Origin of the sequence: Simplicispira hankyongi, from assembly GCF_003570885.1 — a bacterium.
Classification (GTDB): domain Bacteria; phylum Pseudomonadota; class Gammaproteobacteria; order Burkholderiales; family Burkholderiaceae_C; genus Simplicispira; species Simplicispira hankyongi.
Map to the genome: position 1 here is coordinate 264,242 of NZ_QXJC01000005.1, position 7,153 is coordinate 271,394.

The following is a 7,153-nucleotide window of genomic DNA, read 5'->3' on the forward strand; positions in this document are numbered from 1 at the left end:
CGAGTTCTTGCACGCCATCTGCCAGAATCCTGCCCATGAACGCCCTCAACGTCACCGAATACGTCCAAACCCTGGGTTTGCAGGCAAAAGTGGCCTCAGCGCTTATGGCGTCTGCGCCTGTAGCTATCAAAAATAAAGCATTGAAGGCGCTTGCAGCGCTGTTGCGCACGCAGGGCCCCCAACTGCAGCAAACCAATGCGCTCGACTTGGAGCGCGCCCGCGCTGCCGGCCTGGCCGAACCCATGATCGACCGGCTCAAGCTCACCCCCAAGGTGCTGGAAACCTGTGCCCTGGGCTGCGAGCAGCTCGCCGCCATGCCCGACGTGATCGGCGAAATCCGCGGTCTGCAGCAGCAGGAGAGCGGCATCCGCGTCGGCCAGATGCGTGTGCCGATTGGCGTCTTCGGCATGATCTATGAGAGTCGCCCCAACGTCACCATCGAGGCGGCGAGCCTGGCCATCAAAAGCGGCAACGCGGCCATTCTGCGCGGCGGTTCTGAGGCCATCGAGTCAAACCGGGCGCTGGCATTGCTGGTGCAGCAAGCGCTGCTCGCCGCCGGTTTGCCGCAGGACGCCGTGCAATTGGTGCAGACGACCGACCGCGAGGCGGTGGGCCAGCTCATTGCCATGCCGCAATTTGTGGATGTCATCATCCCGCGCGGTGGCAAGGGCTTGATCGAGCGCATCAGCGCCGGCGCCAAGGTGCCCGTCATCAAGCATCTGGACGGCAACTGCCACAGCTACGTGGACGACCCTTGCGACCTCGACATGGCGCTGCGCGTGGTGGACAACGCCAAGACGCAGAAATACAGCCCCTGCAATGCCAGCGAAAGCCTGCTGGTGGCGCGTGCCGTGGCGCCGCAGTTCTTGCCGCGCATGGGCGCCGTGTTCGCAGAAAAAGGCGTCGAAATGCGGGTCTGCGCGGAATCCATGGCGTTGTTAGCGGAAGTTTCAGGCGCAAAACTGGTGCCGGCAAGCGAGCAGGATTGGTCGCAAGAGTATCTGGCGCCCATCATCAGCATCAAAGTGGTCGAAGGCGTTGACGAAGCCATCGCCCATATCAACCGCTATTCCAGCCACCACACCGACGCGATTCTCACGCGCGACCACATGCACGCGCAGCAATTCCTGCGCGAAGTCGATTCGGCCAGCGTCATGGTCAACGCCAGCACGCGCTTTGCCGACGGCTTCGAGTACGGGCTGGGCGCCGAAATCGGTATCAGCACCGACAAGTTCCATGCGCGTGGCCCGGTAGGCATCGAAGGGCTGACTTCGCTCAAATGGGTGGTGCTGGGGCAGGGCGAGGTGCGCGGCTGAAGGCTGGCACCGTCCTTTCAAGCGCTCTTTGTGGCATTTCGCCTGGGCGCTTGGGCCTTGCCAGCGCCCATTTTTTGGTGCGCTTGCGCACTTCTACAATTGTCCGATCCCTCTTGCAAGGCCCCGCATGGTTCCGCACCTTATCACCGCCCTCACGGGGCCCATTAACGAGCTTGAGCAGCGCATCATCGATTCGATGCCAGCGACCGAGCGCTGGTTTCGTCTGGAGTGGATGGAGCACACGCCGCCGTTCTACACCTCGGTGGACATCCGCAATGCAGGCTTCAAACTGGCGCCAGTCGACACCAATCTGTTCCCCGGCGGCTGGAACAACCTGACACCCGAGATGCTGCCGCTGGCGGTGCAGGCGGCCATGGCGGCGATTGAAAAAATCTGCCCCGAAGCACGCAACCTGCTCATCATTCCCGAGAACCACACGCGCAACAGCTTCTATTTGAGCAACCTGGTGCAGTTGCAGCGCATCTTCAACATGGCGGGGTTGAATGTGCGTGTGGGTTCCGTCAGCCCAGACGTGAAGAAAACCACCGTGCTTGAGCTGCCGCACGGAGAGAGCCTGACCCTTGAGCCCGTGGTGCGCACACGCGGGCGCCTGGGGCTCAAGCACTTCGACCCCTGCACCATCTTGCTCAACAACGACCTGTCTGCTGGCGCGCCTGGCATCCTGGAAGACTTGCACGAGCAGTATCTGTTGCCTCCCTTGCATGCGGGGTGGTCGGTGCGCCGCAAGAGCAACCACTTTCGCAGCTATGAGGAGGTGTCCAAGCGCTTTGGCAAGGTGCTGGGCATCGACCCCTGGCTCATCAACCCGCTGTTCGGAAAATGCAGCGACGTGGACTACAGCACCGAGACGGGGCTGGACGCGGTGCAGACCCAGGTCGATGTTGTGCTTGGCAAGGTGCGGCGCAAGTACAAGGAATATGGGATCAAGGAAAAGCCGTTTGTCATCGTCAAGGCCGACAACGGCACCTACGGCATGGGGGTGATGACGGTGCGCGACGCCAAGGACCTGGAAGTGCTCAACCGCAAGACCCGCAACAAAATGGCTGTGGTAAAGGATGGCCAGCCAGTGCACGACGTCATCGTGCAGGAAGGCGTGCTGACGCAGGAGCGCCTGAACGGTGCAGTGGCCGAGCCGGTGGTCTACATGATGGACCGCTACGTGGTCGGTGGTTTCTACCGCATGCACCCAGACCGCGGCGTGGATGAAAACCTCAACACCCCCGGATCGGCCTTTGTGCCGCTGGCCTTTGACCAGAGCACGCACATGCCGCAGCTGGGCGCAAGGCCAGGCGCGAGCGCGCCGAACCGCTTTTACATGTACGGCGTCATCGCGCGCCTTGCCATGCTGGCCGCCAGCTACGAGCTGGAGGCCACCAATCCAGACGCCGAGATATACGAGTGAGCGCTCACCTGCAAGGGGGGAGTTGTCCTGTTGCAACAATTGGCAACAGCGCCCCACCGCGACGGCACGCAGCGCTTTGTGCGGCGGCCGCCCCGGCGCAGAATGGCCGGCCTGATTCTCTGAAGCGGCTGGGTGCCTGAAAGCGCCCATTGGCTGTTCCTGCCCCAGTGCAAACTTCCAAGTCATCCCTCTCGGCTCTCACCCTTGCCGCCATAGGCGTCGTCTACGGTGACATTGGTACCAGCGTTCTGTACGCCATCAAGGAGGTTTTTGGCTCGGGTTACGTGCCATTTACCCAGGACAACATCTACGGGATTTTGTCCATCTTTTTCTGGACGCTGACCGTCATCGTGTCCCTGAAGTATGTGGTGCTGGTGCTGCGTGCGGACAACAACGGGGAAGGCGGCCTGGTGGCAATGCTGGCCCTGGCGTCCCAGGCCGTTCTGGACAAACCGCGTTTGCGCAAGACGCTGTTGGCAGTCGGTATTTTTGGCACTTCGCTGTTCTATGGCGATGGTGTCATCACCCCGGCTATTTCAGTCTTATCGGCGGTCGAAGGCTTGGAGGTGGTGTCGACACAGTTCACGGAGTACGTGATACCAGCGACCTTGCTGGTGCTGTTTTGCCTATTTTTTGTGCAAAAGCGCGGTACGGGCGGCATAGGGAAGTTCTTTGGTCCGATTACCCTGGTGTGGCTGCTTAGCATCGGGCTGCTCGGCCTCTCGCACATTGCCGAACATCCGGAAATCCTGTGGGCGCTCAGCCCCCATCACGCGCTGAGGTTCATTTTTGCCAACCCAGGCACGAGCTTTGTCGTTCTTGGTTCTGTGGTGTTGTGCGTCACGGGGGCGGAGGCGCTGTATGCCGATCTTGGCCATTTTGGCAAGACGCCGATACGCATTGCGTGGTTTACGGTGGTCATGCCAGCGCTCACGCTCAACTATTTTGGGCAAGGCGCCTTGTTGCTGGCGCATCCTGAGGCGGTGAAGAATCCGTTCTACATGATGGCGCCTGACTGGGCGCTGCTGCCGTTGGTGATCTTGGCCACAATGGCCACGGTGATTGCCTCGCAGGCCCTGATCACAGGCGCGTTCAGCGCGACCAAGCAGGTGATCCAGCTAGGGTATTTGCCGCGCTTGAACGTTCAACACACCAGTGTGCGCGACACGGGGCAGATCTATCTGCCCTTTGTCAACTGGGGGCTATTCGCAGCCATCGTACTTGCCGTGGTGCTGTTTCGTTCATCGAGCAATCTCGCTGCAGCGTATGGCATCGCCGTGACGCTGAACATGCTGATCACCACGGTGCTGACATTCTTTGTCTTGTACTACGGCTGGCGCTATCCCTTGGTGCTGTGCCTGGGCGCCACCAGCTTTTTCTTCTTGGTCGACCTGGCATTCTTCACGTCAAATCTGCTCAAGCTGTTCCAGGGCGGTTGGTTCCCGCTGATGATTGGCGGGGGGGTCTTCACGCTCATGATGACTTGGAAAGAAGGTCGTCGACTGCTTAATGAGAAGCTGCGCAGTGATGCTATCGATCTGTCCGATTTTCTTGAATCGGTCTTCGTCAACCCGCCAACGCGCGTCGAGGGGACGGCGGTGTTCTTAAGTGCCGAATCCGGCACCGTGCCGAATGCACTGCTGCACAACCTCAAGCACAACAAAGTGCTGCATGGCACCAACGTGTTCGTCACAGTGAACAACCACGAGGTGCCTTGGATTGGCCTCGATGGCCGCTTGCAGGTGGAATCCTTGGGGCACGACTGCTGGCAGGTGGTCATTCACTACGGCTTCAAGAACGATCCCGATGTGCCTCGCGCCCTGCAACTGCTGCGCGGGCGTGGTTGCGATCTTGAGCCTATGACGACCAGCTATTTTCTGTCCCGCGACACCGTCATTCCCACCATTGGCAGTGGCATGGCGCCGTGGCGAGAAAAATTATTTGCCCAAATGCACCACAACGCCGGCGCGGCTGCAGACTTCCTCAACTTGCCGAACAACGCCGTGGTGGAACTGGGTTCGAAAATCGAGATTTGACAGGCTCATGAGCCAGAGCGCATCGTCGATAGAACGGTGGGCCGGGCACAATGCGTGCCATGCAATTTTTCAAAGACCTGAGCGTCTCGGCCGTCAGCGCAGGTTTTGTCGCCGTGCTCGTGGGCTTCACGAGTTCGGTGGCGATTGTGTTTCAGGCGGCGCAGTCGTTTCACGCCACACCGGGCGAAATGGCCTCCTGGATGTGGGCCCTGGGGCTTGGCATGGGGCTGTGTTCGTTGCTCCCATCCTTGTGGCTGCGCAAGCCAGTCATGATCGCCTGGTCCACGCCGGGAGCTGCGGTGCTTGCTGCTGCGGGTGCCACGGGCCGGTTCGATATGGCGCAGGCGGTGGGTGCCTTCCTCGTGTGCGCTGCACTGATCACCCTGGTGGGCGTTACCGGATGGTTCGAGCGCGTGATGAACCGAATTCCCACGGAAATAGCAGCGGGCCTGCTTGCTGGTGTGCTGGCGAGATTCGGTATGGACGCGTTTTCTGCAGCGCAGACGGCTTTGCCGCTGGTTCTGGTGATGCTCGGCGTTTATCTGGTTTCTCGCAGCGTTGCGCCGCGTTATGCAGTGGTGGCCACGCTCTGTGCAGGAGTTGCCTATGCCGCCATTGGGGGGCAGATGCAGTGGTCCGCAGTGACCTGGACATTGGCGTCACCACAGCTTACGGTGCCCCGATTTGGCTGGAGTGCGACCATGGGCTTGGCCCTGCCGCTCTTTGTGGTGACGATGGCCTCCCAGAATCTTCCGGGTGTGGCGGTGATTCGTGCCTCCGGCTACCAGCTCCCGATCTCGCGTCTGATTACCTTGACCGGCGTTGCCACTCTGGTGCTTGCACCGTTCGGCGCCTTCGCTCTGAACTTCAGCGCCATCACGGCCGCTATTTGCATGGGACCACAAGCGCATGCAGACCCAGCCCGGCGCTACACGGCGGCGGCCTCCTGCGGGGCGTTGTATGTCCTGATTGGGGTCTTTGGTGCGGTCGTGACGGGCTTGCTGACCGCATTCCCACGGGAACTCGTGGTGGCGATCGCAGGCCTGGCCCTTCTAGGCTCTATTGGCGCCGGACTTGCCAGTGCGCTTCGGGAAGAGACGCACCGGGAAGCTGCCTTGATCACATTTCTGGTGACGCTTAGCGGTGTGGTCATTGCGGGCATTGGTTCGGCATTCTGGGGGGTGGTCGCCGGCAGCCTCGCGCTGTTTGTGCAACAGTACGCCAGCAACCCGCGTCGCCGCGCTATGTGAGCGATTCCTGAATTCCCGCTGGACTTCTCCTGAGCTGTATGAATCTACTTTTTGTTGCCGATCCGCTCGAAGCCTTTAATCCGAAGAAAGATACGACTTTCGCCATGATGCGTGAAGCGCAGAGACGTGGGCACTCTGTATCGGCCTGCGAGCCTGCGCATTTGCAATGGAAGCTCGGGAGCAAGGTGTTTGCACGTGTGCGCCACATTGCGCTGACGGGTGAGCTCACCAATTGGTTTGGCGAGCTTGGTGCCGAAGACCGGGCTCTGGCAAGCTTTGATGCAGTGGTAATGCGCAAGGATCCGCCGTTTGACAGCGAATATTTTTATGCCACCCATCTCCTGGAGCAAGCAGAGCGCGAAGGTGCACGCGTTTACAACAAGCCACGAGCGCTGCGTGACCACCCGGAAAAACTGGCTATTCTGGAATTCCCGAGCTTGATTGGCCCCACGCTGGTTACGCGCAGTGCAGTCCACATCCGTCAGTTCCATGAGGAACATCGGGACATCATTTTGAAGCCCCTGGACGGCATGGGTGGCATGGGCATTTTTAGGGTCGGACCGGACGGCATGAACCTCGGCAGCATCATCGAAACGCTCAATCGCGGAGGCGAAGAAAGCGTGATGGTGCAGAAGTTTCTGCCCGAAATAGTCGATGGCGACAAACGTATCCTGATCATTGGGGGAGCGCCCGTTCCTTACTGTCTGGCGCGTATTCCGCAAGGCACCGAGGTCAGGGGGAATCTGGCTGCGGGGGGCAAGGGGGTCGCTCGCGCACTTAGTCCGCGCGATTGGGAAATAGGCCGGGCTTTGGGGCCTGTCCTTGCTGCGCGGGGGCTGCTGCTTGCCGGCGTGGATGTCATTGGCGACTGTGTCACCGAGATCAATGTGACCAGTCCCACCTGTTTTCAGGAAATACAGCAGCAGACAGGTTGCGACGTGGCATCCCTGTTCCAGGATGCGTTGGAGAATGCTGTCCTGCAGGCATCTCCCGCTGTTGCGCAATAAATTTTCAGGTTTCTCTGCGACATGGGGCAAACCCGTACTACAATGCAAGGCTGCGCTGCTGACGGCAGGTAAGCCCCGAGAGGGGTTTGCTGGATGCGGTGGTGCGGCGGGTGAAGTAGGT

Annotated in this window: 5 protein-coding genes; all 5 read left to right on the forward strand. The window is 60.2% G+C overall.

Going from position 1 to position 7,153, the window contains the following annotated elements:
• Positions 1–35 precede the first annotated feature (35 nt).
• The 5 genes from D3F03_RS13245 (at position 36) to gshB (ending at position 7,032) form a co-directional block, all read left to right on the forward strand.
• Positions 36–1,316, forward strand: a complete 1,281-nt coding sequence (locus D3F03_RS13245; RefSeq protein WP_119109878.1) for a glutamate-5-semialdehyde dehydrogenase — start codon at positions 36–38, stop codon at positions 1,314–1,316.
• 127 nt (positions 1,317–1,443) lie between these two features.
• Positions 1,444–2,739, forward strand: coding sequence for a glutamate--cysteine ligase (gene gshA / locus D3F03_RS13250; RefSeq protein WP_119109879.1), 1,296 nt, complete (start codon positions 1,444–1,446; stop codon positions 2,737–2,739).
• 167 nt (positions 2,740–2,906) lie between these two features.
• On the forward strand, positions 2,907–4,775 hold the full coding sequence (locus tag D3F03_RS13255; RefSeq protein WP_119109880.1) for a potassium transporter Kup: 1,869 nt from the start codon (positions 2,907–2,909) through the stop codon (positions 4,773–4,775).
• A gap of 59 nt (positions 4,776–4,834) precedes the next feature.
• Entirely contained in the window at positions 4,835–6,025 is a 1,191-nt protein-coding gene (locus tag D3F03_RS13260) for a benzoate/H(+) symporter BenE family transporter (protein WP_119109918.1), read from the forward strand.
• A gap of 38 nt (positions 6,026–6,063) precedes the next feature.
• On the forward strand, positions 6,064–7,032 hold the full coding sequence (gene gshB, locus D3F03_RS13265) for a glutathione synthase (RefSeq protein ID WP_119109881.1): 969 nt from the start codon (positions 6,064–6,066) through the stop codon (positions 7,030–7,032).
• Positions 7,033–7,153 lie beyond the last annotated feature (121 nt).